Genomic DNA, 25,274 nt, shown 5'->3' with positions numbered 1-25,274 from the left:
CCATTATTACAATCGGATCAGGCTGCACAGTCACAATGGCTACCGAACTCCGGTGGACATGGAGGCCCTGGCGGCATGAAAAAGGGTAAAACCCTATAACCGTGTCCAGTATCGTTTGACCAGATCAAACCCAAAAGGCTTTGCCCCGGCGTACGGCACTTCGCTGAGGCTCAGTGTTCCCTCGCTACGGTGTCCATCCGGGGGCATCGCCTACGGTTTGCTTCGCTGCACCTCCTCTCGATGTATGCGGCTACGCCGCACGGCGCTGCGCGCCTACCCCGGATGAACACCTCCGCTCGGCCTGCCGATGGGGCAAAAGATCAAAAGCTGAAGCCAGATCAAGAGCCCCTCACCCTAGCCCTCTCCCGGAGGGAGAGGGGACTGACGGTGGAGTTTGGGAGAGTTACGCCGACGTGCGATACCGCGGTGAACTCAGGCTCTAAAAAGCAAACAAATCGGCCCCCTCTCCCTCGGGAGAGGGCTGGGCGGGCGGCGTTCCGATGAGGGGCAAATCCAACACCGAACAAAAGCCGACCGCATGCTCTTCACCACTCAACAGGATGAGCGTTAGCTCGGCTGCAGCTCTTGATCTGTAAGGCGACGTCGGAAGGCTGAGTGGAGGGATTGATCCGGGGGTGGGAGCGCAGCGACCGTTTGGCGAAGCCAAACACAGCGAGAGGAGGTGCAGCGAAGCAAACCGTAGGCGCTGCGCCCGGATCGATCCCGGAGCGAAGGAACCCCGAGCCCCAGCGAGCGGGCCGCACGTAGGAGCAAGCCTTTTTGGTTACTTTTTCGGCGTCTGGAAAAAGTGACCCGCCGTAAGGGCGGAACCCTAAGCCGCCGTTACCGCAGCAACGGATATGTACACAGCTCTAGCCGATAACCGCCCAATAAAAATGCCCCGATCTCTCAACCGGGGCATTCAGCACAACATTTACAAAACCATCAAACCATCAATGCGAAACCGCCCCACTCGCCCCCAACCCAGTCTGCGAACGCACAAACTGCGGGAAGAACAGCGCCCGCTCGTTATCCGCAGCCGCCGACTTGTCAGTAATCGAGAAGAACCAGATCCCGACAAAAGCAATGATCATCGAAAACAGCGCCGGATACTCGTAAGGGAAGATCGCCTTCTCATGATGCAGAATCTGCACCCAGATGGTCGGGCCGAGGATCATCAGACCCACCGCACTCACCAGCCCCAACCAGCCGCCAATCATCGCACCACGAGTGGTCAGCTTCTTCCAGTACATCGAAAGCAGCAGCACCGGGAAGTTACAGCTCGCCGCGATGGAGAACGCCAAGCCCACCATGAACGCAATGTTCTGGCTTTCGAACAGAATGCCCAAGCCAATCGCCAACACTGCCAAGGCAATGGTGGTGATCTTCGAGACACGAATCTCGTCCTTCTCGTTCGCCTTGCCCTTCTTGATCACACTGGCATACAGGTCGTGAGACACAGCCGAAGCACCGGCCAGAGTCAGACCGGCCACAACCGCCAGAATGGTCGCGAACGCCACCGCCGAGATAAAGCCGAGGAAGATACTGCCACCGACCGCGTTGGCCAAGTGCACCGCCGCCATGTTGTTGCCGCCCAACAGCGCGCCAGCCGCATCTTTGAAGGCCGGGTTAGTGCTGACCAGCAGGATCGCGCCGAAGCCGATGATAAAGGTCAGGATGTAGAAGTAGCCAATGAAGCCAGTGGCGTAGAGCACACTCTTGCGGGCTTCTTTTGCGTCACTCACGGTGAAGAAGCGCATCAGAATGTGTGGCAGGCCAGCCGTACCGAACATCAGCGCCAGACCCAGCGAGAAGGCCGAAATCGGATCTTTGACCAGACCGCCCGGGCTCATGATCGCTTCACCTTTGGCGTGAACCTTGATCGCTTCGGAGAACAGCGTGTTGAAGTCGAAGCCTACGTGCTTCATTACCATCAGCGCCATGAACGAGGCACCGGACAGCAACAGCACAGCCTTGATGATCTGCACCCAAGTGGTCGCCAGCATGCCGCCGAACAGCACGTACATGCACATCAGCACACCGACCAGAATCACCGCAACGTGGTAGTCCAGGCCGAACAACAGCTGGATCAATTTGCCGGCACCGACCATTTGCGCGATCAGGTAGAACGCCACCACCACCAGCGAACCGCAGGCCGACAGGGTGCGGATCTGGGTTTGCCCGAGGCGGTAGGACGCCACGTCGGCAAAGGTGTATTTACCCAGGTTACGCAGGCGCTCGGCGATCAGGAACAGAATGATCGGCCAGCCCACCAGGAAGCCGATCGAGTAGATCAGGCCATCGTAGCCGGAGGTAAACACCAGCGCGGAAATGCCCAGAAAGGACGCCGCGGACATGTAGTCACCGGCGATCGCCAGACCATTCTGGAAACCGGTGATCTTGCCGCCCGCTGCATAGTAGTCGGCCGCCGAGTTGTTTTTCTTCGAGGCCCAGTAGGTGATGTAGAGCGTCGCACCGACGAACGCCACGAACATCAGGATCGCGGGAATGTTCAGCGGCTGTTTGGCCACCTCCCCCGTCAACGCGTCAGCCGCCCAGACACCCGGCGCGAAAGCCGCAACACTCAATAAAGCCAGTAGACGCCGGATCATTGCTGAGCCTCCTTGAGAATCGCATTGTTCAGGTCGTCGAACTCGCCATTGGCGCGGCGCACGTAGATAGCGGTGAGGATGAATGCAGAAAGAATGAGTCCGACACCGATTGGAATTCCCCAGGTAATCGAGGATTCCGGACTGAGTTTCGCGCCCAGAATATGCGGCCCGTAAGCGATCAGAAGAATGAAGCCAGAGTAAAGCCCGAGCATGATCGCCGAGAGTATCCAGGCGAACTTTTCCCTTTTTCGCACCAGCTCCTTGAATCGGGGACTGTTTTGAATCGAGAGGTAAATGCTGTCGTTCATTGTTTTTATCCTCGCAGCACAGATTATTGTTGGAACATAGCTAATGTATGCGGCTGCGGGAGCGGTAACAGACGACCTTAGTAGTAGAACGCCATGACACTTTTGCCAATTTCCGGTACGCCACAAAACAACTGTAGGAGTGAGCCTGCTCGCGATGGCGTTTTATCAGTCGATATTTTCATCAGCTGACGGGACGCTATCGCGAGCAGGCTCACTCCTACACGGGTATGGCGGGGTGGCGGTTATTTGGTCCAGTCAGCCACGCGATCCGGGTGCTTGGCGACCCAATCCTTGGCCGCTGCGTCAGGCTTGGCACCGTCCTGAATCGCCAGCATGACTTCGCCGATTTCGTCTTTCGACGCCCACTGGAAGTTCTTCAGGAACTTGGCCACTTCCGGCGCTTTGGTCGCGAGTTCTTTGCTGCCGATGCTGTTTACGGTTTCAGCTGCGCCGTACACGCCTTTCGGGTCATCGAGGAAGCGCAGTTTCCACTTGGCGAACATCCAGTGCGGCACCCAACCCGTGACGGCGATGGATTCGTTTTTCTTCTCGGCACGGGTCAGCTCGGCAATCATGCCGGCGCCGGAACTGGCCTTGAGGGAATACTTGTCGAGGCCGTAATCCTTGATCGCCTGATCAGTCTTGAGCATCACGCCCGAACCGGCGTCGATGCCGACGATGCGATTCTTGAAGGTGTCGTCGGTTTTCAGGTCTTCGATCGACTTGGCTTTCACATACTCCGGCACGATCAAGCCGATTTTCGCATCCTTGAAGTTCGGACCGTAATCGACGACCTGATCCTTGTTTTTTGTCCAGTATTCACCGTGGGTCACTGGCAGCCAGGCCGAAAGCATGGCGTCGAGTTTGCCGGTGGCCACGCCCTGCCACATGATCCCGGTGGCGACGGCTTGCAGCTTCACGTCGTAGCCGAGTTTCTGTTTGATGACTTCGGCCGCCACGTGGGTGGTCGCGACGCTGTCGGACCAACCGTCAACGTAACCGATGTTCAGGGTCTGTTTTTCTGCGCTGGCGAAAGTGGAACTCATCGCAAGCACCAGAGCGGCACCTGCGCCTAAAAGTCGTCGCATCTTCATCGTTACTTCCCCGAAATGCTGCGCCCGACGGATGCCGGGCATCGTCAACGTATTGTTATGGTGCACAGCGCCCCCATCACGCCTGACCGCAAACCAACTCGAACATCAGCGGAGTACTGATGCCCTGATCATCAACCTGACGCCGCAGGCGACCTGCTCTGTCAGCGACCTCAAGGCAACGAGAAACGACATCAGAAGGCCATTAATCGCGACTATATAAATGACGCCAAATAATCCGCCCGAACTTTGCATGTGCAAATCATGCAGGTCACCAACCCCTCTATAAATGCAGGTAACATGCCTCGCTTTGCAGCCACTCGGCCTGACCATGTCCGCGACTTCCCGTTTCCCCGCTCTGCCTTATCTCTTCGCCTGCCTGCTCGGGCTGTTTGCCCTCGGTGGCTTCTGGTACGGCCTCGGCCAACCGGTGATTCTGCCGGATGCGGCGACGCCGACGCATAAATTGCAGTGCGCCTCCTATACCCCGTTCGATAAAGACCAATCGCCGTTCGACGTGCCGTTCAAACTGCGCCCGGAGCGCATGGACGCCGACCTCGCATTGCTGGCGACACGCTTTGAGTGCATACGCACTTACTCGATGACGGGCCTTGAGGCGCTGCCGGATCTGGCGCGCAAACACGGCTTGAAATTGATGATCGGCGCGTGGGTCAACAGCAACCCGGTGGACACCGAAAAGGAAGTCGACCTGCTGATCAAATCGGCCAACGCCAACGCGGATGTGGTCAGCGCGGTGATCGTCGGCAACGAGGCGCTGCTGCGCAAGGAAGTCACCGGCGCGCAACTGGCCCGATTGATCAACAAGGTCAAAAGTCAGGTGAAGCAACCGGTCACTTACGCCGATGTCTGGGAGTTCTGGCTCAAGCATCCTGAAGTCGCGCCAGCGGTGGACTTTCTGACTATTCATTTGCTGCCGTACTGGGAAGATGATCCGTCGAACATCGACGTCGCCCTGCAGCATGTGGCGGATGTGCGCCAGGTGTTCGGTAATAAATTCGCGCCGAAAGACGTGATGATCGGCGAAACCGGCTGGCCAAGCGAAGGCCGCCAGCGTGAGACCGCCCTGCCGAGTCGGGTCAACGAGGCCAAATTCATTCGTGGTTTTGTCGCGATGGCCGAGAAGGAAGGCTGGCATTACAACCTGATCGAAGCCTTCGACCAGCCGTGGAAGCGCGGCAGTGAAGGCGCAGTCGGTGGCTATTGGGGCTTGTTCGATGCCGACCGTCAGGACAAGGGCGTGCTGGCAGGGCCGGTGACCAACGTCCCCTATTGGAAGGAATGGCTGGCGGTCGGTGGTTTGATTTTTCTTGGCACGCTGATTCTTGGCGGTCGCGTTCGCACCACGCGTTCGGCGCTGGTGTTGCCGCTGCTGGGTGCCCTCGCCGCTTGCTCGATTGGCGCCTGGGGTGATCTGGCACGGGTAACCACGCGGTTTGCCAGTGAGTGGCTGTGGGTCGGCTTGTTGACGGCGCTAAATCTGTTGGTATTGGCACACGCGGCGTTGACGCTGAGCGCCCGTACTGGCTGGCGTGAGCGGGCGTTCAATCTGCTGGAGCGCCACGCAGGATGGCTGGTCGCGGCGGCAGGTTTTGCCGCAGCCGTGATGATGCTGGAGATGGTCTTCGATCCGCGTTATCGCAGCTTTGCGAGCATGGCGTTTGTGCTGCCAGCGCTGGTTTATCTGTGCCGGCCGGTGAGCGTGCCGCGTCGGGAGATTGCGTTGCTGACGTTTATTGTCGGCGCGGGAATTGCGCCGCAGCTGTATCAGGAAGGGTTGCAGAATCAGCAGGCGTGGGGTTGGGCGTTGGTGAGTGTGTTGATGGTGGCTGCTTTGTGGCGCTGCCTGCGTGTTCGCAAGGACTGATCAAAAGCAAGATCAAAAGATCGCAGCCTTCGGCAGCTCCTACAAGGTGTACGCCATCTCAATGTAGGAGCTGCCGCAGGCTGCGATCTTTTCCATCAGGCAGTACGAGACTCGCGGACCAACCGCAACCCGGCAATCACCAACGCAAACACCGCAAACGTGGTGTTGTACAACGCCAGTGCCGGCACTCCGACCGCCAGCGCCAGCACCGCCAGCCACCACCCTGCCCGCCCCGGCAATACAAACCCGATCAACGCCGCGCCCAGCGCCGTCCAGCCCAACACCTTGAAATGAATCATCAAGCCCAGGTTCGACCGCACCTGACATTCCCAGCGGCTGGCCTCGTCGACGCAGATGCCCACCCACTTTCCGTCTTCCATAAAGCCATAACGCGCGCCATAACTGGCGGCCAGCCACAACGGCAACAGAACGAGCAGCAAAATCACGGGCAAACGGCGGGACATGAAACACTCCAATCTTCGGAAATCGGCGGCCAGCTTAATCTGCCGCCAGCCGTGTGCAAGAACTAACAACTGTTAACTATTCATTCAGGGCATGCAAAGTGTATCGTCCAGCTACTATTACTCCGAATTCTGCCTGTTTGGTGCCGCAGCATGGCACTTTGGCGCAACCCCGGTGGTCATAGCCTGCGAACTTCATTCGGCACCTTCCTCTAAGGGATCTAGTCATGCTCCGTTCCTTGCGCTTCGCCGCGCTGTTCAGCGGCCTTATTTTGAGTGCGTCCGCACTGGCGGTGGATATCGATGCCGCCAGTTATGGCTACCCCCTGACCAACCCGTTCGAGGCGACCATCGCCACGACGCCGCCGGACTTGCGCCCGGAATTGCCGCTGGACGACGACATCAATCAGTCGGACCGCAGCCTGACGTTGCGCCCGGAGCGAGAGTTCATCCTGCCAGACAACTTCTGGGCGGTGAAAAAACTCACCTATCGCATCGCCACCCAGGACAAACCGGCACCGCTGATCTTCCTGATCGCCGGCACCGGCGCGCGTTATGACAGCACCCTCAACGAATACCTGAAAAAGCTCTACTACAAGGCCGGCTATCACGTTGTGCAGCTGTCTTCGCCAACCAGTTTCGACTTCATCAGCGCCGCCTCCCGCTTCGCCACCCCAGGCGTGACCAAGGAAGACGCTGAGGACATGTACCGGGTGATGCAGGCTGTGCGCGCGCAGAACCCGAAACTGCCGGTGACCGAGTATTACCTGACCGGTTACAGCCTCGGCGCCCTTGATGCCGCCTTCGTAGCGCATCTGGACGAGACGCGCCGCAGCTTCAACTTCAAGAAAGTCCTGCTGCTCAATCCGCCGGTCAACCTCTACACCTCGGTGACCAACCTCGACAAGTTGGTGCAAACCGAGGTGAAAGGCATCAACACCAGCACCACGTTCTATGAACTGGTGCTGTCGAAGCTGACCCGCTACTTCCAGCAGAAAGGCTACATCGACCTCAACGATGCACTGCTTTACGACTTCCAGCAGTCCAAGCAGCACCTGACCAACGAACAGATGGCGATGTTGATTGGCACCTCGTTCCGCTTCTCGGCGGCCGACATTGCCTTCACCTCGGATCTGATCAACCGCCGCGGCCTGATCACTCCGCCGAAATTCCCGATAACCGAAGGCACCAGCCTCACGCCGTTCCTCAAGCGTGCGCTGCAGTGCGACTTCGACTGCTACCTGACCGAACAGGTGATCCCGATGTGGCGTGCGCGCACGGACGGCGGCAGCCTGCTGCAACTGATCGATCAGGTCAGTCTGTATGCGCTGAAGGATTACCTGCATGACAGCCCGAAAATCGCCGTGATGCACAACGCCGACGACGTAATCCTGGGCCCGGGCGACCTCGGTTTCCTGCGTAAAACATTCGGTGATCGCCTGACCGTTTATCCACTGGGCGGCCATTGCGGCAACCTTAACTACCGCGTCAACAGCGACGCCATGCTGGAGTTCTTCCGTGGCTAAATATCTCCTGCTGATGGCAGCGCTCCTCTGCGCAGGCGTGGCCCAGGCCGACAACAGTAAAGCCAACGCACCGGTCGTCGTCGACAGCGACGGCTTCAAAGAGCCGCTGTCCAAACTCAAGTTCAACCCGGGGCTGGATCAGCGCGAGTTCGAGCGTTCGACGCTCAACGCGCTGAACGTCTACGACCCGCTGGAGTCGTGGAACCGCCGGGTTTACCACTTCAACTACCGCTTCGACCAATGGGTGTTCCTGCCGGTGGTCGATGGCTATCGCTACATCACGCCGAGTTTTGTGCGTACCGGGGTAAGCAACTTCTTCAACAACCTCGGTGACGTGCCGAACTTGGTCAACAGCCTGTTGCAGTTCAAAGGTCAGCGCTCGATGGAAACCACCGCGCGCCTGCTGCTCAACACCACCATCGGCATTGCCGGCCTTTGGGACCCAGCGACCGCCATGGGCCTGCCGCGCCAGAGCGAAGACTTCGGCCAGACCCTGGGCTTCTACGGTGTACCGGGCGGCGCCTACTTCGTGCTGCCAATCCTCGGCCCGTCGAACATCCGCGACACCGCCGGTCTTGCTGTGGATTACACCGCCGAATCAGCGATCAACTTCCTCAACGTCTCGGAAGTCAGCTCCAACCACCCGGAAATCTGGGCCCTGCGCGCGGTCGACAAGCGCTACCAGACCAGCTTCCGCTACGGCCAGATGAACTCGCCGTTCGAGTACGAGAAGGTGCGTTACGTGTATACCGAGGCGCGTAAGTTGCAGATCGCCGAGTAAAAACGGCAGGCACAAAAAAGGGCCATTCAATGAAAATTGAATGGCCCTTTTTATTGGCACAACACAAATCAACTGTAGGAGTGAGCCTGCTCGCGATAGCGGTGTACCAGCCACCATTTGCAGTGCTGACACACCGCTATCGCGAGCAGGCTCACTCCTACAAAGGGTTTTGTGTTGAATGTCAGTTTTTCAGGGCTTTCCAGATTTTGCCGACAACGGAAACCACCGCCAACACCACAGCACCAGCGATGATCCCCGCCACACCATTGAGCAACATCGGCACCGCAAACCCGGCACTCCCCGCCGCTGCGCCAACGCCTTCAATCCAGTGATGCACTACCGGCACACCGTGGGTGAGGATGCCGCCACCGACCAGGAACATCGCCGCCGTACCCACCACCGACAAGGTTTTCATCATGTATGGCGCGGCGCTGAGAATGGCGCTGCCGACTTTTTTCGCAAACTGCCCAGGCTTTTGCGTCAGCCACAGGCCGAGGTCGTCGAGTTTGACGATGCCCGCCACCAGGCCATAAACGCCCACCGTCATCACAATCGCAATGCCGGACATGACAATCACTTGCTGAGTCAGCGAGGCAGTTGCCACGGTGCCCAGAGTGATCGCGATAATCTCTGCCGAGAGAATGAAGTCGGTGCGAATCGCGCCTTTGATCTTGTCCTTCTCGTACGCCACCATATCGGTCGCCGGATCCGCTACCGCCTCAGTCAGTTGCGCATGTTCGGCTTCATCTTCAGCCGCGCTGTGCAAAAACTTGTGCGCGAGCTTCTCGAAGCCCTCGAAACACAAGTACGCACCACCGACCATCAACAATGGCGTGACCAACCACGGCACGAACGCACTGATCGCCAGCGCCGATGGCACCAGAATCAGTTTGTTGACGAACGAGCCCTTGGCCACGGCCCAGACTACGGGGATTTCCCGTTCGGCACGCACGCCGGAGACCTGCTGGGCGTTGAGCGCCAGATCATCGCCGAGTACGCCGGCGGTCTTCTTGGCGGCCATTTTGCTCATCAACGCCACGTCGTCCAGCACGGTGGCAATATCGTCGACCAGCACCAGCAAACTGCTTCCTGCCATGAATCCTGTTTCCTTTTATGTATGAATGTTGCGAAGCATAACGCGACCTTAGACCACGCGGGGCATTCTTGAGCGCTGCGCGAGGCCGGTGCTACCATGCGCAACCGCCAGAACAGGCAAGGAACCACCGGGTTTATGAGCACAATCCGCGAGCGCAACAAAGAACTGATCCTGCGTGCCGCCAGTGAGGAGTTTGCCGACAAGGGCTTCGCTGCGACCAAAACCAGCGACATCGCCGCCAAGGCGGGATTGCCCAAGCCCAATGTCTACTACTACTTCAAGTCCAAGGAAAACCTCTACCGCGAGGTATTGGAAAGCATCATCGTGCCGATTTTGCAGGCCTCGACTCCGTTCAATCCGGACGGCGTACCGAGCGAAGTGCTGAGCGGCTACATCCGCTCGAAGATCCGCATCTCCCGCGACCTGCCCTTCGCCTCGAAAGTATTCGCCAGCGAAATCATGCACGGTGCGCCACACCTGAGCGCCGACCTGGTCGAGCAACTCAACGGCCAGGCCAAGCACAACATCGATTGCATCCAGAGCTGGATCGACCGCGGGCAAATTGCCCCGATCGACCCTAATCACCTGATGTTCAGCATCTGGGCCGCAACCCAGACCTACGCCGACTTTGACTGGCAGATTTCTGCGGTGACCGGCAAGGACAAGCTGGACGAGGCAGATTATGAAGCGGCGGCGCAGACGATAATCCGGTTGGTGTTGAAGGGGTGTGAGCCGGATCAGTAAGACCGCGGTGACCGCTTCGCGAGCAGGCTCGCTCCCACATTTGGAATGCGTTCCCCTGTAGGAGTGAGCCTGCTCGCGATCGAGGCGACTCGGTTTCAGCTCAAACCCAAATGGCATCCCACAGCGGATAGTCGCCAAGCTTCTCCACCAGCCCGGCCCGCAAGGGGTTGGCCACGACATAACGCGCCATCCTCACCAAGTCTTCTTCCCGTCTCAGCGCGCGGTCATGAAACCCTCTCTGCCAGAGAACGCTGTTTCCACCGGAAGCGTGCCTGACAGCCTTGGTACTCAGCGATTTGGTTTTTTGCATCACCTCACTCAATGAACCTCGTCGCAATTCAATCAGCCAATGGAAATGATCTGGCATGACTACCCAGGCTAATGAGCTCACCAGCCCCGAATCTTGCGCGTGTCGGAATTGATCAGCGACCAATTTTCCCAAGGCAAAATTCGTGAAAATCGGCTTTCGTTGATAAGTGGTGCTGGTTAACAGATAGATTCGACTGACTTCGGTATAGCGCCCGACTCGCAATTTATGTGCAGCAGGTAGATCCGGCATTCCTTTGCCCTCTGTGATCAGGTCATGAAAAGGCTAGTACCGGGAAAGACAAATGGAGCGGTCAACTGTTGACAGGATGTGTCTGGTAGATAGCAATCGCGAGCAGGCTCACTCCTACAGGGGATCAGGGGTGTTCAAACATTTTGTGTCTGAACACAAATCCCCGTAGGAGTGAGCCTGCTCGCGATAGCGGTTATTCAATCAACGCAGATTCAGGCAGCCACCCCCGCATCCGCCCGCAACTCCAACGCCTCCACCGCCCTGATCGCCACCTGCTCATCAATATCCGACAAATCCCCGCTGATGCCGATCGCGCCCAGCACATTCCCCGCCTGATCCCGAATCAACACACCACCCGGTGCCGGCACGACGCTGCCTTGGCCCATGCTGTTGAGTGCGGCAATAAACGCCGGGCGTTGTTGTGCATCCAGTGCCAGCAGGCGTGAGCCTTTACCCAGGGCAATCGCCCCCCAGGCTTTGCCGATGGCGATGTTCGGACGTAGCAGGCTGGCGCCGTCTTCGCGTTGCAGGGTGATCAGGTGGCCGCCGGTATCGAGTACCGCGATGGTCAGCGGCGCGGCGTTGATGCCGCGCCCTGCAGTGATGGCTTGGTTGACCAGGTTGACTGCGACTTTCAAGGTTAAAGCGCTCATGGTGCCGTCCTCATTTTGTTATAGGGAAAGTCGTGGGCCTGCGGTTTTCTGCCGCAGCCCGATGCAACAAATAGAACACAATGAGTTATTTTTTTGTATACAATAATTCTCGAAAAGCGCCACATGCGACGAAAAGCCACAGTCAGACACGCTTCCGACGAATGAAACAGGCGCTTGAGAAAATGGATTGACCTGCGCCGTCCGCCGTGAATACACTCTGCGCAAAGCCACTTGTATACAATTACAAAACGTAAAGAGGCACAAAACCATGAGCAAAATGAGAGCAATCGAAGCCGCCGTTCTGGTGATGCGCCGTGAAGGGGTTGATACCGCTTTTGGCATCCCGGGCGCTGCCATCAACCCGCTGTACTCCGCCTTGCAGAAGGTCGGTGGCATCGATCACGTCCTTGCTCGCCACGTGGAAGGCGCCTCGCACATGGCCGAGGGCTACACCCGCACCAAGGCCGGCAACATCGGCGTGTGCATCGGTACTTCCGGCCCTGCCGGTACCGACATGGTCACCGGGCTATACAGCGCCTCGGCCGACTCGATTCCAATCCTCTGCATTACCGGCCAGGCACCCCGCGCCCGTATGCACAAGGAAGACTTCCAGGCTGTCGACATCACCAGCATCGTCAAGCCAGTCACCAAGTGGGCGACCACTGTTCTGGAACCGGGCCAAGTGCCTTACGCGTTCCAGAAAGCGTTCTTTGAAATGCGCTCCGGCCGTCCTGGCCCGGTGCTGATCGACCTGCCGTTCGACGTGCAGATGGCCGAAATCGAATTCGACATCGACGCTTACCAGCCGCTGCCATTGGCCAAACCGACCGCGACCCGCGTTCAGGTCGAGAAGGCTTTGGCTTTGCTGGATCAGGCTGAGCGTCCATTGCTGGTGGCCGGCGGCGGCATCATCAACGCCGACGCCAGCGATCTGCTGGTTGAATTCGCTGAACTGACCGGCATCCCGGTGATCCCGACCCTGATGGGCTGGGGCACCATCCCGGACGATCACCCATTGATGGTCGGTATGGTCGGTCTGCAGACGTCGCACCGTTACGGCAACGCGACAATGCTGAAATCCGACGTGGTGTTGGGGATCGGTAACCGTTGGGCCAACCGTCACACCGGTTCGGTTGACGTTTACACCGAAGGTCGCAAGTTCATCCATGTCGACATCGAAGGCACGCAGATCGGCCGCGTGTTCACGCCGGATCTGGGCATCGTTTCCGACGCCGCTGCTGCACTGACCGTGTTCATCGAAGTGGCCCGTGAATGGCAAGCCGCCGGCAAGCTGAAAAACCGCAGTGCCTGGCTGCAAGACTGCCAGCAGCGCAAAGCCAGCCTGCATCGCAAGACCCACTTCGACAACGTGCCGGTGAAACCACAGCGCGTTTACGAAGAAATGAACCAGGTGTTCGGCAAGGACACCTGCTACGTCAGCACCATTGGTCTGTCGCAGATTGCCGGCGCGCAGTTCCTGCACGTCTACAAGCCGCGTCACTGGATCAACTGCGGCCAGGCCGGTCCGTTGGGCTGGACCATTCCGGCAGCGCTGGGCGTGGTGAAGGCCGATCCGAGCCGGAAAGTCGTGGCCCTGTCGGGGGACTATGACTTCCAGTTCATGATCGAAGAACTGGCGGTCGGCGCTCAGTTCAAACTGCCGTACATCCACGTCGTGGTGAACAACTCGTACCTGGGTCTGATCCGTCAGGCGCAGCGCGGGTTCGAAATGGACTACTGCGTGCAGCTGTCCTTCGATAACCTGAACGCGCCGGAACTCAACGGTTACGGTGTTGACCACGTCGCAGTGGCTGAAGGCCTCGGCTGTAAAGCGCTGCGTGTATTCGAGCCCTCGGAAATCGCCCCTGCCCTGCGCAAGGCCGAACAGATGATCGAAGAGTTCAAGGTGCCAGTGATCGTCGAGATCATTCTGGAGCGTGTGACCAACATTTCCATGGGCACCGAGATCAACGCCGTCAACGAATTCGAAGACCTGGCGCTGGTCGGCAACGATGCGCCAACGGCGATTTCGCTGCTCGATTAACTGCTGACCGCTGATCGTTCCCACGCTCTGCGTGGGAACGCAGCCCGGGACGCTCTGCGTCCCAAAGCGGACGCAGAGCGTCCATTGAGGCATTCCCACGCAGAGCGTGGGAACGAGAATCTAGAACGGGAGACCACCATGCCGCGTTTCGCAGCCAACCTGTCCATGCTGTTCACCGAACAGGATTTCCTTGCCCGTTTCGACGCCGCCGCCAAGGCTGGTTTCAGCGGTGTCGAGTACCTGTTCCCGTACGACTTCAGCTCCGCTGAAATCAAGGCCAGGCTCGACGCCAACGGCCTGACCCAAGTGCTGTTCAACCTGCCGGCCGGTGACTGGGCCAAGGGCGAGCGCGGTATCGCGTGCCTGCCGGATCGGGTCGAAGAGTTCCGCGCCGGGGTCGATCTGGCGATTGCCTACGCGCAAGTGCTGGGCAACACCCAGGTCAACTGCCTGGCCGGTATTCGTCCGCAAGGCGTTGACGATGCCACGGTGGAAAAGACCTTCGTCGCCAACCTGAAATACGCCGCCGACAAGCTGCAGGCAGCGGGCATCAAACTGGTGATGGAAGCGATCAACACCCGCGACATTCCGGGTTTCTACCTGAACAACACGGCGCAAGCCCTGTCGATTCGCGAGCAGGTCGGCAGCGCCAATCTGTTCCTGCAATACGACATCTATCACATGCAAATCATGGAAGGCGATCTGGCCCGCACCCTGCAATCGCACCTGGGCGAGATCAACCATGTGCAGCTCGCGGACAACCCAGGGCGCAACGAACCAGGCACTGGTGAAATCAACTATCGGTTCCTGTTCGAACACCTCGATCGCATCGGTTATCAGGGTTGGGTGGGTTGCGAGTACAAGCCGCTGACTACCACCGAAGCAGGCCTCGGCTGGCTGAAAACCCACAACGCAATCTGACGCAGATCCCCTGTAGGAGTGAGCCTGCTCGCGATGAATTCACCTCGGTACACCTGATGTACCTCAGCGCCTGAATCGCGAGCAGGCTCACTCCTACATAAAAGCAGCTCCCTTTTTGCTTGAAGCAGCAATAAAAACAAGAGGATTTTCTCATGGCTAAAATCGGATTTATCGGCACCGGCATCATGGGCCACCCAATGGCTTCGAACCTGCAGAAAGCCGGTCACAGCCTGTTCCTGTCCGCGCACCACGACGCCGCCCCGGCCGACCTGGTCGCCGCTGGCGCCGTCGCCCTGGCCAACCCGCGCGAAGTGGCGCAGGAAGCTGAATTCATCATCGTCATGGTCCCGGATACCCCGCAGGTCGACGACGTACTGTTCCGCGCCGACGGCGTTGCCGCAGGCCTGAGCAAAGGCAAAATCGTCATCGACATGAGCTCGATCTCGCCAACCGCGACCAAGGCGTTCGCCGCCAAGATCAACGAGAAAGGCGCGCAGTACCTCGACGCACCGGTGTCCGGTGGTGAAGTCGGCGCCAAAGCTGCGACCCTGAGCATCATGATCGGTGGCGACGCCGATGCCTTCGAACGCGCGCTGCCGCTGTTCCAGGCCATGGGCAAAAACATCACCCTGGTCGGTGGCAATGGCGACGGTCAGACCGCCAAAGTCGCCAACCAGATCATCGTCGCGCTGAACATTCAGGCCGTTGCTGAAGCCCTGCTGTTCGCTTCGAAAAACGGTGCCGATCCAGCCAAGGTGCGTGAAGCACTGATGGGTGGTTTCGCCTCCTCGAAGATCCTTGAAGTGCACGGCGAGCGCATGATCAAAGGCACTTTCGATCCAGGCTTCCGCATCAGCCTGCACCAGAAGGATCTGAACCTGGCCCTGCAAGGCGCCAAAGAGCTGAACATCAACCTGCCGAACACCGCCAACGCCCAGCAAGTGTTCAGCACCTGCGCGGCCATCGGTGGCAGCAACTGGGACCACTCGGCGCTGATCAAGGGTCTGGAACACATGGCCAACTTCTCGATTCGCGACAACAAATAAGCCACTGCCCCGTCGCTCGTTCCCACGCTCTGCGTGGGAATGCAGCCCGGGACGCTCCGCGTCCCTGCCGAAGCGGACGCAGAGCGTCCATTGAGGCATTCCCACGCAGAGCGTGGGAACGATCATCAGCATTAACCAAGAACAATAAGATTGGGAGCCCGCCATGTCGGTCGATCCGCAACAACTGCTGCGCGAGCTGTTTGCCACAGCCATCGACGCGGCTCATCCGAACCAAGTCCTCGAAGCCCATTTGCCTGCTGATCGCAGCGGTCGGGTGATCGTCATCGGCGCCGGTAAAGCCGCCGCGGCGATGGCGCAAGTGGTCGAGCGCTGCTGGGAAGGTGAAGTCACAGGCCTGGTGGTGACCCGTTACGGTCACGGCGCCCCGTGCGAAAAAATCGAAGTGGTCGAAGCCGCCCACCCGGTACCGGACGCTGCCGGTCTGGCCGTGGCCAAACGCGTGCTGGAACTGGTCAGCAACCTGACCGAGGACGACCGCGTAATCTTCCTGCTCTCCGGTGGCGGCTCTGCCCTGCTGGCGTTGCCGGCCGAAGGCATCACCCTCGCCGACAAGCAATCGATCAACAAAGCCCTGCTCAAATCCGGCGCGACCATCGGCGAGATGAACTGCGTGCGCAAGCACCTCTCGGCGATCAAGGGCGGCCGCCTCGGCAAGGCCTGCTGGCCTGCCACTGTGTACACCTACGCGATTTCCGATGTACCGGGCGACCTCGCCACGGTCATCGCTTCCGGCCCGACCGTGGCCGATCCAAGCACCTCCGCCGAAGCGCTGGCGATCATCAAACGCTACGGCATCGAGATTCCGGTTTCGGTACGCACCTGGCTGCAAAGCCCTGAGTCGGAAACCGTCAAACCCGGTGATCCAAGCCTCGCGCGCAGCCACTTCCAGTTGATCGCTCGCCCTCAGCAATCGCTGGACGCTGCGGCGGTGAAATGCCGTCAGGCCGGTTTCAGCACGCTGATCCTCGGCGACCTCGAAGGCGAATCGCGCGAAGTGGCAAAGGTCCACGCCGGTATCGCCCGCCAGATCATCCATCACGGCCAGCCATTGGCGGCACCGTGCGTGATTCTCTCCGGCGGCGAAACCACCGTGACCGTGCGCGGCAATGGCCGTGGCGGACGCAACGCCGAGTTCCTCCTTAGCCTCACCGACAGCCTCAAAGGCCAGCCCGGGGTTTACGCCTTGGCCGGTGACACCGACGGCATCGACGGCTCGGAAGATAACGCCGGCGCAATCATGACCCCGGACAGCTACGCCCGTGCCGCCGCCCTCGGTTTGAGCGCCAGCGACGAGCTGGATAACAACAACGGCTACGGCTATTTCGCGGCGCTCGATGCGCTGATCGTCACCGAGCCGACCCGCACCAACGTCAACGACTTCCGCGCCATCCTGATCCTTGAGAGCTGCAAATCATGACGCCTGATAAAAAGGTCAAAATCCTCGCCACCCTCGGGCCTGCTGTCGATGGCATCGAAGACATCCGTGAACTGGTCGAAGCCGGGGTCAACATCTTCCGCCTGAACTTCAGCCACGGCGATCACGCCGACCACGCCAAGCGCTATCAGTGGATCCGCGAAGTCGAGCGCCAGCTCAACTACCCGCTGGGCATTCTGATGGACTTGCAGGGACCGAAACTGCGCGTCGGCAAGTTCGCCGACGGCAAGGTGCAGTTGCATCGTGGTCAGGCGTTCCGTCTTGATCTGGACGCAACACCAGGCGATGAGCGCCGAGTGAATCTGCCGCATCCGGAAATCATTGCCGCGCTGGAAGCCGGCATGGATCTACTGCTCGACGACGGCAAACTGCGTCTGCGTGTGGTCACCAAATACGCTGACGCGATCGACACCACCGTGCTCAACGGCGGCGAGTTGTCGGATCGCAAAGGCGTCAACGTGCCGCAAGCAGTGCTCGACCTCAGCCCACTGACTGCCAAGGATCGTCGTGACTTGAGCTTCGGTCTGGAACTGGGTGTGGACTGGGTCGCGCTGTCGTTTGTGCAACGCCCGCAGGACATCATCGAAGCCCGCGCATTGATCGGCGACAAAGCCTTTTTGATGGCGAAAATCGAGAAGCCTTCGGCCGTTGAGCAACTGCGCGAAATCGCTGAACTGAGCGACGCGATCATGGTTGCCCGTGGCGATCTCGGCGTTGAAGTGCCGGCCGAAAGCGTGCCGCAGATTCAGAAGAACATCATCACCACCTGCCGCGAACTCGGCAAACCGGTGGTGGTGGCGACGCAGATGCTTGAGTCGATGCGCTTCTCCCCTGCCCCGACCCGCGCCGAAGTGACTGACGTTGCCAACGCCGTGGCCGAAGGCGCCGATGCGGTGATGCTGTCGGCGGAAACCGCGTCCGGTGAATACCCGCTCGAAGCGGTGCAGATGATGAGCAAGATCATTCGCCAGGTGGAAAACGGCCCGGATTATCAGACCCAACTCGACGTCAGCCGGCCGAAAGCTGAAGCGACCGTTTCCGATGCGATCAGCTGCGCGATTCGTCGTATCAGCAACGTGCTGCCGGTGGCGGTGCTGGTCAACTACAGCGAGTCCGGTGCGTCGAGTTTGCGTGCAGCGCGGGAACGGCCGAAAGCGCCGATCCTCAACCTGACGCCGAACCTGCAGACCGCACGGCGTTTGAGCGTGGCGTGGGGCATTCATTCGGTGGTCAACGATCGCCTGCGTCAGGTCGATGAGGTTTGCTCCACCGCGCTGGAAATCGCCCAGGCGCAGGGTATGGCCGAGCGCGGCGACACACTGCTGATCACTGCGGGGGTGCCGTTCGGGCAGCCTGGGTCGACTAACTCGCTGCGGATCGAAACATTGATTTAACCGCCCACCATGATCGTTCCCACGCTCCGCGTGGGAATGCGGCCCGGGACGCTCTGCGTCCCAAGAGCAGACGCAGAGCGTCCTATGAGGCATTCCCACGCAGAGCGTGGGAACGATCAGTATCGAATGACATGCCATGCCTGCCAATCACTTCAACACCCACTGCCCCGACTGGGCCGAGGCTTTGCTCAACGGTTTCAGTCAAATATTCCTCCAGCGCCATCCGCTGTGCGGCCTGCTGTGCCTGTTGGCGATCCTGCTGACCGCGCCGGTGCTGTTCGCCGGTGCGCTGCTCGGTGCCGTCGCCGGTTTGCTCACCGCACAACGGCGCAACTACGCCAAGGCTGATCGCCAGGCCGGACTGTTCAGCTACAACGGCGTGCTGCTCGGCCTGCTGCTGAGCCTGTATTTCCCCTGGTCGCCAATGCTGCCACCGCTGATTCTTGCCGCTGGCGGCTTGAGCGCAATGGTCACGCAGCAATGGCTCAAACACGTCTACAGCAGCCGCTCCATACCGGCCTACACCTCACCGTTCGTGGCCATGAGCTGGATCCTGCTACTGTTCGCCGAGCCGTCGGCGCCGATGGCGCACATCGAGATGAACACGCTGAACCTGCTCGCCGCTGAACTGCGCGGCTTGGGTCAGGTGATGTTCCTCGGTCATCCACTGGCCGGCGCATTGATCGCCGTCGGTTTGCTGATCGCTGATCGCCGTGCATTCTGCTGGGCGCTGCTGGCGTCGGCGATCGGCCTCGGCTCCAGTCTGCTACACCACGAAACCAGCGCTGCACTTTTAGGCCTCGGCAGCTATAACGCCGTGCTCGCCGCCCTCGCCTTCTCCGCGCAACGCCAACAACCGTGGCTGCCGCTGGTCGGCATCGTGTTAGCGCTGCTGGTTACACCGCTGTTTGCCGCCGTCGGCCTCGCCACGTTGACCGCGCCGTTCATCCTCGCCGGCTGGCTGATCCGCGCCGGGATTCAGATGCTCGGCAAAGCCAGCGTCGGGCGTGCGCCTTGCGCTCATGGGGAGAATCAACCTAGGCTGCGCTGATCTTCGATTCAGGCGTTATCCATGGACAGCAGCAACAGTTGGCGCGAACGGCTTTACGTGATGATTTTCCAGAGCGACACCCGCGCCGGGCGTCGCTTCGACGGCATCCTGCTGTTGATCATCCTCGCCAGTCTGGTGATCGTGATGCTCGACAGTATCGACAGCATTCACCAGAACTATGCCGACGTGCTGGCCTACATCGAGTGGGGCTTCACGATCATCTTTCTCGGCGAGTACATCCTGCGTCTGTACTGCTCGCCCAAGCCGTTGCGCTACGCCTTCAGCTTTTACGGGCTGGTGGATTTGCTGGCGATCGTGCCGGGCATCCTCGCCCTGTATTACAGCGATGCGCAGTACCTGCTGATTATCCGGATCATCCGCATGCTGCGGATTTTCCGCGTGCTCAAGCTCAGCCCGTACCTCAAGCAAGCCAATTATCTAATGTCGGCGCTGCGCGGCAGCAAGCAGAAGATCGTGGTGTTTCTGGTCAGCGTCTGCACCCTGGTGACGGTGTTCGGCACCTTGATGTATGTGATCGAAGGCCCCGAGCATGGCTTCACCAGCATTCCCAAAGGCATCTATTGGGCGATCGTCACGCTGACCACCGTGGGCTTCGGTGACATCGTGCCGAAGACCCCGCTGGGCCAGGTGATTTCGTCGCTGGTGATGATCACCGGTTACTCGATCATCGCCGTGCCGACCGGGATTTTCACCGCCGAACTGGCCAACGCCATGCGCGGCGAACAGCTGCAACACGATTGCCCGGTGTGCAAGAAAAACAGCCATGAACATGGCGCCGCGTTTTGCTCGCGATGCGGCAATGCGCTGTTTAAGAAACTGGAATAAGCAAAGAGCTTTTTAATCTTTAAACGACTATGCGCGCGCCGTTATAGTCAGTGGCAATTGAACATCACCCCCGAACCTGTAGGAGCTGCCGCAGGCTGCGATCTTTTGATCTTGATGTTGTAAAAACAAAATCAAAAGATCGTCCGAACGCGGCCCGAGCCTTCGGCAGCTCCTACATAAATAGACAACAAGGAATGCGCAGTGAAAAAACTCTTTGGCGCCTCACTTCTCGCCGCCGGCCTGGCCTTGGCCAACATCGCTCAGGCAGCCCCGACGCTGCTCAACGTTTCCTACGACGTGATGCGCGATTTCTACAAGGACTACAACACTGCGTTCCAGAAACACTGGCAAGCCGAGCACAACGAAAACATCACCGTACAGATGTCCTTCGGCGGCTCGAGCAAGCAAGCGCGTTCGGTGATCGATGGCCTGCCGGCTGACGTCATCACCATGAACATGGCCACCGACATCAACGCCCTCGCCGACAACGGTAAACTGGTCCCGGAGAATTGGGTCACGCGTCTGCCGAACAACAGCGCACCGTTCACCTCGGCCACCGTATTCATCGTGCGCAAAGGCAACCCGAAAGCCCTGAAAGACTGGCCGGATCTGCTCAAGGATGGCGTGCAAGTGATCGTGCCAAACCCGAAAACCTCGGGCAATGGCCGCTACACCTACCTGTCGGCCTGGGGTTATGTGCTGAAGAACGGTGGCGACGAAAACAAGGCCAAAGACTTCGTCGGCAAACTGTTCAAGCAAGCGCCGGTGCTGGATACCGGTGGCCGCGCCGCCACCACGACCTTCATGACCAACCAGATCGGCGACGTGCTGGTGACCTTCGAAAACGAAGCGGAGATGATTGCCCGCGAGTTTGGTCGTGATCAGTTCGAAGTGGTTTACCCGAGCGTTTCGGCTGAGGCTGAGCCGCCGGTATCGGTGGTCGACAAAGTGGTCGACAAGAAAGGCTCGCGTGCAGCGGCGGATGAGTACCTGAAGTACCTGTGGTCGCCGCAAGGTCAGGAGATTGCGGCGGCAAACTACCTGCGTCCGCGTGATCCGGCGGTGCTGGCGAAGTACACCGATCGTTTCCCGAAAGTTGATTTCCTTTCGGTGGAGAAAACGTTTGGTGACTGGCGTACGGTGCAGAAGACTCACTTCAATGATGGTGGGGTTTTCGATCAGATTTATAGCGGGCAGTAAGGCTTGAGCTGACATAAAAAGGCGACCCACAGTGGTCGCCTTTTTTGTGGCCGCCTTACCCTCACCCCAGCCCTCTCCCGGAGGGAGAGGGAGCCAACCGAGGTGTCTGGCGAATTACATCGACCTGAAAGACCTTATCGATTATGGATTCACCACAGCACGTTCAGGTCGGTGTACCTCTCAAGCATCCCCCAATCAGTCCCCTCTCCTTTTGGGAGAGGGTTAGGGTGAGGGGCTTTTACATCGGCGGCGTCACCCCATCCTTACCCGCAGAAATCGACTGCGCCGTCAGCGTGCCATCCGCACTCTGCGTGACGAACGTAACAATCTTCACCCCAACCTTCAGCAAACTCCGATCCCCGGGCACCAGATTGACGATCGGCACATCCTCCGGCACTAGAATCTTCTGCTGCCCGCCCTTGTAGTTCACCGTCAGCACCCGCCCGTTGCTCACCACCAGGTCGCCGACGCTGCCATTGGTCATGCTGCTGCCCTTGGCCAGATCGAACGGCCGATGGCCGTCGCCGCTGCCCGCCAGTTCCGGCGGAAACACATGCACCTCCAGTGCCTTGAGCGTTCCATCCTCCTGAGGCATCGCCGCCGAACCAATGTAACTGCCGGGTTTGATGTCCTCGATATTGGCCAGGGTGACCGCGCGAACTTTGGTGTCACCAGTCAACTGGATCACCACGTTCTCACCGCTGTTGACGTGGACTTTGAGGCTGTCGGCGCTGCCCCCGGTGATCTCGCCGCGCACGCCGAGGCGCATCCCCGGTGCGTCGGCGGCCTGTGCGCTCATCGCGCCGAGCAGGCTGATCAGGGCAATCGTTGCGGTGTGGCGAAGCGTCTGTCGAAACATTGCAATCCTCCGGTCATGAATGTTGAACAAGCCAATGCAAACATAAGCACGCTATCGAACAGGATGTAAGTGAATGTATCATCGACCCGCAACGGTCGGACGCAAGGTCCGCCGATGGATGACACGCCGCTAGCACCCCGTCATTGCGCAACGGAATAACTGATATCAACCGAAGGCGTCTTCTGCCCATCCGGTTTGCCCCATAGCCTTAGCGCATTCTTTCGCTGGATCGAGAAACCTTATGACCACCACCACTCACGCAATGACCCGAGGCATGGTGCTGCTGTTCGCCTTTTGCTGCGGCGCCATCGTTGCCAACATCTACTACGCACAGCCGATCATCGGCCTCATCGCGCCCGATATCGGCCTGAGCGACACCATGGCCAGCTTCATCGTCTCGCTGACGCAGATTGGCTATGCGCTGGGCCTGTTCTTTCTGGTGCCGCTGGGTGATCTGCTGGAGAACCGCCGGTTGATGATCATCACCACCGTGGTGGCGATTGCCAGCCTGTTGGCGGCGGCGTTTACCGATCAGCCGAATGTGTTTCTGCTGATCTCGTTGTTGGTGGGCTTCAGTTCGGTGTCGGTGCAGATTCTGATTCCTTTGGCGGCACACTTGGCGCCGGAAGAATCCCGTGGCCGAGTGGTCGGCGGGATCATGGGCGGTCTGCTGCTGGGTATTTTGCTGGCACGGCCGGTGTCGAGCGTGGTCGCCGACCATTTGGGTTGGCGCGCGATGTTCATGATTGCTGCCGCACTGATGGCGGCGATCAGCGTGGTACTGGCGTTGACGGTGCCCAAGCGCCAGCCGGATCACAGCGCTACCTATGGCCAACTGATCGGCTCGTTGTGGACGCTGTTGCGCCAGCAACCGTTACTGCGCCAACGGGCGTTTTACCAGGGCTGCATGTTCGCCACGTTCAGCCTGTTCTGGACTGCCGTGCCGCTGGAACTGGCGCGTAACCATGGTCTGTCGCAAAGCGAGATCGCGATCTTCGCCCTGGTCGGCGCCATCGGTGCCATCGCCGCGCCAATCAGCGGACGTCTGGCTGACGCTGGCCACACCCGCATCGCCTCGCTGCTGGCCATGGTCTTCGCCAGCCTGAGCTTCCTGCCCGCCTTCATCCACCCGGCCTACAGCGTGATCGGTCTGGCCGTGACCGGCGTGGTCCTCGACTTCTGCGTGCAGATGAACATGGTCCTCGGCCAGCGCGCGGTCTATTCGCTGGACGCGAAAAGCCGTGGCCGTCTGAACGCGCTGTACATGACCAGCATCTTCATCGGTGGCGCCTTCGGCTCGTCGGTGGCCAGCGCGGTATTCGAGCATGGCGGCTGGTTGTGGATCGTGATTGTGGGAAGTGCGTTCCCGCTGTTGGCGTTGTTGCGGTTTTTGAGTGTTTCGCAGCGTGGTTCATTAGCGACGGCATAAGGCGCCAAAAGCTTCGCGAGCAGGCTCGCTCCCACAGGTTATTGATTGAACCTGGAGGAGCGATGAAGCTTAATAGCGAACCAGTTTCTCCATCGCCGCGTCTGCCAGAAAGGAGGAGCGGCTTTTGACGTTGTGTTCGCGCACATAACGATCGATGCGCTGAATCACATAACCGGGCAGCGTTACGTTGACCTTCTCGGTCTTGCCGAGATAGGGCGAAATGTCCAGCTCGAGCATGCCCCATCCCATGTCGGCAAAGTCCGGATTACTGCGATGAGCGGATGCCGAAGTCGGCATAGGAATCGACTCCCCGTCCGCCGCAATCTCCTGCAGCATGATGTGGGCGACTTCAACTGCCGCCTTGTAGGCATCTTCAAAGCTATCCCCTGCTGTAACGGCGCCGGGAATATCGGGGATCTGAATACCGATGGCAGTGTTCTCGTCTCCCCACTCGATACAGATTGGATATTGCATTATGGATCTCCTTCGAAACTGGCTGGCGGGTTGTACAACCCGGCACGTCTCCTGATGCTTTTGACTGTCCCCAACGGCAAATCCTTTTTCGGATGAGGAACGGGAATCGTGTAAGGGTTGTAACGGTGCCTGAAAATGTGATGACTGCCGGTAATCCGGTCCAGCGTCCAACCCGCCTCCTCCAGCTCCTTGATCAATAACCTGCTTTGCACCAATCGCCTCCTTGCCCCGGCCCATTAAAAGTAACCCTAGAGTTATCTTTACTCAAGCACGAAAATCCACAGAGCGACGTCCGGTTGTTTTACAGAGTGTGATTGAAACGCTAGATCCTGAGCTTTACGCAGCACTTCCTTGAGCAATTTCTGTGCGAACCCAACAGGCACACAGCAAAACGGCGATCCAAAGATCGCCGTTTTCGTTTACTGCCCAAACTGCTTGCCCAACCCCGGTGGCACGCCGTGGATGTTGGTGTCTTCCCACGGGCCGTTGGGGCTGACGGAGCGGCTCCAGCCGTTGTTCCAGCGGTAGTAGGTGCGCTGGCGGTAGAAGGTGTTGGTCTGGTCGTCGAGGACGTAGACGCCGAGTTTCTGGTCCCAGTGGCTGTTGCCGCCCGGTGGCGGAGCGAAGCTGGCCGAGGTGCGCGGCACCGGTTTGGCCGGTTTTGCCGGGATGCTTTTGCCTGAGGCCGGCGAGGTCGACGGGGTCGGGCTCGGTTGCGAAGGCGGGATCGGCGGCAAATTCGTCGTCGGTTCCGGTCGTTGCACCGCACATGCACTCAAGCCCAAGGCCAGTGTGAGGACTGTGATTCGGGCGATGGTGTGCATGGCGGTGCTTTCCT

At 59.2% G+C, this 25,274-nt stretch carries 24 protein-coding genes; 13 read left to right on the top strand and 11 right to left on the bottom strand.

Annotated features, from left to right (window positions below; genetic code table 11):
- Positions 1 to 953 precede the first annotated feature (953 nt).
- The 3 genes from CKW14_RS27525 to CKW14_RS27515 all read right to left on the bottom strand — a co-directional run bounded on the left by CKW14_RS27525 (position 954) and on the right by CKW14_RS27515 (position 4,014).
- Positions 954 to 2,612 carry a cation acetate symporter gene (locus tag CKW14_RS27525; RefSeq protein ID WP_095050218.1) on the bottom strand — a complete coding sequence of 553 codons (1,659 nt, stop codon included), beginning with the start codon at positions 2,610 to 2,612 and terminating at the stop codon, positions 954 to 956.
- Positions 2,609 to 2,920 (bottom strand): DUF485 domain-containing protein, encoded by a 312-nt coding sequence (locus CKW14_RS27520; RefSeq protein ID WP_007919908.1) that lies wholly within the window; start codon positions 2,918 to 2,920, stop codon positions 2,609 to 2,611. Before CKW14_RS27520 ends, CKW14_RS27525 begins: the two co-directional genes overlap by 4 nt.
- Positions 2,921 to 3,162: 242 nt before the next feature.
- Complete coding sequence (locus tag CKW14_RS27515; protein WP_095050217.1) at positions 3,163 to 4,014, bottom strand: glycine betaine ABC transporter substrate-binding protein; 852 nt, start codon at positions 4,012 to 4,014, stop codon at positions 3,163 to 3,165.
- Between the two features lie 286 nt (positions 4,015 to 4,300).
- Here CKW14_RS27515 and CKW14_RS27505 point away from each other — a divergent pair, with 286 nt between their 5' ends.
- Positions 4,301 to 5,896, top strand: a complete 1,596-nt coding sequence (locus CKW14_RS27505; RefSeq protein WP_095126521.1) for a beta (1-6) glucans synthase — start codon at positions 4,301 to 4,303, stop codon at positions 5,894 to 5,896.
- A gap of 95 nt (positions 5,897 to 5,991) precedes the next feature.
- Here CKW14_RS27505 and CKW14_RS27500 read toward each other — a convergent pair whose 3' ends face one another.
- Positions 5,992 to 6,360: a hypothetical protein gene (locus tag CKW14_RS27500; RefSeq protein ID WP_095050215.1), complete on the bottom strand. Its 369-nt coding sequence runs from the start codon at positions 6,358 to 6,360 to the stop codon at positions 5,992 to 5,994.
- Positions 6,361 to 6,584: 224 nt separating this feature from the next.
- Here CKW14_RS27500 and CKW14_RS27495 point away from each other — a divergent pair, with 224 nt between their 5' ends.
- The gene (locus CKW14_RS27495; RefSeq protein WP_007919928.1) at positions 6,585 to 7,883 is read left to right on the top strand and encodes a serine protein kinase PrkA; all 1,299 of its coding nucleotides are present in this window, start codon (positions 6,585 to 6,587) and stop codon (positions 7,881 to 7,883) included.
- Entirely contained in the window at positions 7,876 to 8,664 is a 789-nt protein-coding gene (locus CKW14_RS27490; protein WP_034151542.1) for a VacJ family lipoprotein, read from the top strand. Before CKW14_RS27495 ends, CKW14_RS27490 begins: the two co-directional genes overlap by 8 nt.
- Positions 8,665 to 8,845: 181 nt before the next feature.
- Here CKW14_RS27490 and CKW14_RS27485 read toward each other — a convergent pair whose 3' ends face one another.
- Complete coding sequence (locus CKW14_RS27485; protein WP_095126520.1) at positions 8,846 to 9,760, bottom strand: DUF808 domain-containing protein; 915 nt, start codon at positions 9,758 to 9,760, stop codon at positions 8,846 to 8,848.
- Between the two features lie 135 nt (positions 9,761 to 9,895).
- Between CKW14_RS27485 and CKW14_RS27480 the strand changes: the two genes are divergently transcribed.
- Positions 9,896 to 10,504, top strand: a complete 609-nt coding sequence (locus CKW14_RS27480) for a TetR/AcrR family transcriptional regulator (protein WP_008083515.1) — start codon at positions 9,896 to 9,898, stop codon at positions 10,502 to 10,504.
- A gap of 100 nt (positions 10,505 to 10,604) precedes the next feature.
- Here CKW14_RS27480 and CKW14_RS27475 read toward each other — a convergent pair whose 3' ends face one another.
- Both CKW14_RS27475 and CKW14_RS27470 read right to left on the bottom strand, forming a co-directional pair.
- Positions 10,605 to 11,063: a transposase gene (locus CKW14_RS27475; protein WP_095126519.1), complete on the bottom strand. Its 459-nt coding sequence runs from the start codon at positions 11,061 to 11,063 to the stop codon at positions 10,605 to 10,607.
- Positions 11,064 to 11,275: 212 nt separating this feature from the next.
- Positions 11,276 to 11,716 carry a heme-binding protein gene (locus CKW14_RS27470; protein WP_095050212.1) on the bottom strand — a complete coding sequence of 147 codons (441 nt, stop codon included), beginning with the start codon at positions 11,714 to 11,716 and terminating at the stop codon, positions 11,276 to 11,278.
- A 268-nt stretch (positions 11,717 to 11,984) separates the two neighbouring features.
- On the opposite strand from CKW14_RS27470, the gene gcl reads away from it, so the two are divergent.
- The 8 genes from gcl to CKW14_RS27430 all read left to right on the top strand — a co-directional run bounded on the left by gcl (position 11,985) and on the right by CKW14_RS27430 (position 21,674).
- Entirely contained in the window at positions 11,985 to 13,760 is a 1,776-nt protein-coding gene (gene gcl, locus CKW14_RS27465) for a glyoxylate carboligase (RefSeq protein ID WP_007919935.1), read from the top strand.
- Between the two features lie 138 nt (positions 13,761 to 13,898).
- Positions 13,899 to 14,681, top strand: a complete 783-nt coding sequence (gene hyi / locus CKW14_RS27460; RefSeq protein WP_095050211.1) for a hydroxypyruvate isomerase — start codon at positions 13,899 to 13,901, stop codon at positions 14,679 to 14,681.
- Between the two features lie 152 nt (positions 14,682 to 14,833).
- On the top strand, positions 14,834 to 15,727 hold the full coding sequence (locus CKW14_RS27455) for a 2-hydroxy-3-oxopropionate reductase (RefSeq protein WP_007919937.1): 894 nt from the start codon (positions 14,834 to 14,836) through the stop codon (positions 15,725 to 15,727).
- A 163-nt stretch (positions 15,728 to 15,890) separates the two neighbouring features.
- Positions 15,891 to 17,165 carry a glycerate kinase gene (locus CKW14_RS27450; protein ID WP_095126518.1) on the top strand — a complete coding sequence of 425 codons (1,275 nt, stop codon included), beginning with the start codon at positions 15,891 to 15,893 and terminating at the stop codon, positions 17,163 to 17,165.
- The gene (pyk, locus tag CKW14_RS27445) at positions 17,162 to 18,577 is read left to right on the top strand and encodes a pyruvate kinase (protein WP_095050209.1); all 1,416 of its coding nucleotides are present in this window, start codon (positions 17,162 to 17,164) and stop codon (positions 18,575 to 18,577) included. Before CKW14_RS27450 ends, pyk begins: the two co-directional genes overlap by 4 nt.
- 136 nt (positions 18,578 to 18,713) lie before the next feature.
- Positions 18,714 to 19,628 carry an urea transporter gene (locus CKW14_RS27440; protein WP_095050208.1) on the top strand — a complete coding sequence of 305 codons (915 nt, stop codon included), beginning with the start codon at positions 18,714 to 18,716 and terminating at the stop codon, positions 19,626 to 19,628.
- Positions 19,629 to 19,649: 21 nt separating this feature from the next.
- The gene (locus CKW14_RS27435) at positions 19,650 to 20,474 is read left to right on the top strand and encodes an ion transporter (RefSeq protein WP_007919942.1); all 825 of its coding nucleotides are present in this window, start codon (positions 19,650 to 19,652) and stop codon (positions 20,472 to 20,474) included.
- A 201-nt stretch (positions 20,475 to 20,675) separates the two neighbouring features.
- The gene (locus CKW14_RS27430; protein ID WP_095126517.1) at positions 20,676 to 21,674 is read left to right on the top strand and encodes a sulfate ABC transporter substrate-binding protein; all 999 of its coding nucleotides are present in this window, start codon (positions 20,676 to 20,678) and stop codon (positions 21,672 to 21,674) included.
- Positions 21,675 to 21,912: 238 nt separating this feature from the next.
- Here CKW14_RS27430 and CKW14_RS27425 read toward each other — a convergent pair whose 3' ends face one another.
- On the bottom strand, positions 21,913 to 22,533 hold the full coding sequence (locus tag CKW14_RS27425; RefSeq protein ID WP_095126516.1) for a hypothetical protein: 621 nt from the start codon (positions 22,531 to 22,533) through the stop codon (positions 21,913 to 21,915).
- A 241-nt stretch (positions 22,534 to 22,774) separates the two neighbouring features.
- Here CKW14_RS27425 and CKW14_RS27420 point away from each other — a divergent pair, with 241 nt between their 5' ends.
- Positions 22,775 to 23,962 (top strand): MFS transporter, encoded by a 1,188-nt coding sequence (locus CKW14_RS27420; RefSeq protein WP_095126515.1) that lies wholly within the window; start codon positions 22,775 to 22,777, stop codon positions 23,960 to 23,962.
- 69 nt (positions 23,963 to 24,031) lie between these two features.
- Here the strand turns inward: CKW14_RS27420 and CKW14_RS27415 are convergent, their stop codons facing one another.
- The 3 genes from CKW14_RS27415 to CKW14_RS27405 form a co-directional block, all read right to left on the bottom strand.
- Positions 24,032 to 24,436, bottom strand: a complete 405-nt coding sequence (locus tag CKW14_RS27415) for a type II toxin-antitoxin system HicB family antitoxin (protein ID WP_064390887.1) — start codon at positions 24,434 to 24,436, stop codon at positions 24,032 to 24,034.
- On the bottom strand, positions 24,436 to 24,648 hold the full coding sequence (locus CKW14_RS27410) for a type II toxin-antitoxin system HicA family toxin (RefSeq protein WP_095050205.1): 213 nt from the start codon (positions 24,646 to 24,648) through the stop codon (positions 24,436 to 24,438). Before CKW14_RS27410 ends, CKW14_RS27415 begins: the two co-directional genes overlap by 1 nt.
- A 207-nt stretch (positions 24,649 to 24,855) precedes the next feature.
- Positions 24,856 to 25,260: a hypothetical protein gene (locus CKW14_RS27405; RefSeq protein ID WP_095126514.1), complete on the bottom strand. Its 405-nt coding sequence runs from the start codon at positions 25,258 to 25,260 to the stop codon at positions 24,856 to 24,858.
- Between the last annotated feature and the right edge of the window lie 14 nt (positions 25,261 to 25,274).

The sequence above is a fragment of the Pseudomonas sp. Irchel s3a12 genome, from assembly GCF_900187485.1.
GTDB classification, from domain to species: Bacteria; Pseudomonadota; Gammaproteobacteria; order Pseudomonadales; family Pseudomonadaceae; genus Aquipseudomonas; species Aquipseudomonas neuropathica.
The sequence above is the reverse complement of the archived record's forward strand: the minus strand, read 5'-3'. Positions and strand labels throughout refer to the sequence as shown.